The sequence below is a fragment of the Flavobacterium poyangense genome (genome assembly GCF_011751075.1).
Classification (GTDB): domain Bacteria; phylum Bacteroidota; class Bacteroidia; order Flavobacteriales; family Flavobacteriaceae; genus Flavobacterium; species Flavobacterium poyangense.
Window position 1 is genome coordinate 1 of sequence record NZ_JAALLN010000228.1, and the last position, 518, is coordinate 518.

Consider the following 518-nt stretch of genomic DNA (forward strand, 5'->3'; position numbering starts at 1 on the left):
GAATTGCCAGAAACTGAAGGCCCCCAGTCCGGAGTTGGACCACGCGATCGAAAAGTATTTTTCCGACTGGGAAGAACTCTGGGCCAGCTATTCCAGGCACAGAAAAACCGGCGAGATCGTTCGCTCGCAATACCGTACCGCGCCAGCCTACACCGCCTCGCTCGACGCAGCCGTCGCACTGGCGGAACAGGTGCTGCCGGGATGGCATTGGGGCAATCACCCCTTCGCAGGCCGCCGGCGGGCTTATGTCGTCGAGGATAGCCCGCTTCGCCTTGTACCTGTCGTGGCGGACCATTCCTTCGCGGCGATTGCCCTGGTCCTGGCCACACTGCGGGCGCTCCAGATCGAAGAGGAGGGTATTCCAGCGCGCGGCCGAGCCGCGGTGTCCGGCCGCGTGCAGTAACACGGCACGTCGACCAGACAAGTAGAGCGTTTCCGTTTTTCACGGAAATGCGGAAACGCTCTAAGTTTTAGTTTTCATTGCATTTTTGTAACGTCAAGTGATTCCACCTGGCTAC

Annotated in this window: 1 protein-coding gene; it reads left to right on the plus strand. The window is 59.5% G+C overall.

Features of this window, described 5'->3' with window-relative positions; genetic code table 11:
- On the plus strand, positions 1-403 hold a 403-nt coding region (locus G3A47_RS23435), incomplete at its 5' end, for a hypothetical protein (RefSeq protein ID WP_166926695.1).
- Positions 404-518 lie beyond the last annotated feature (115 nt).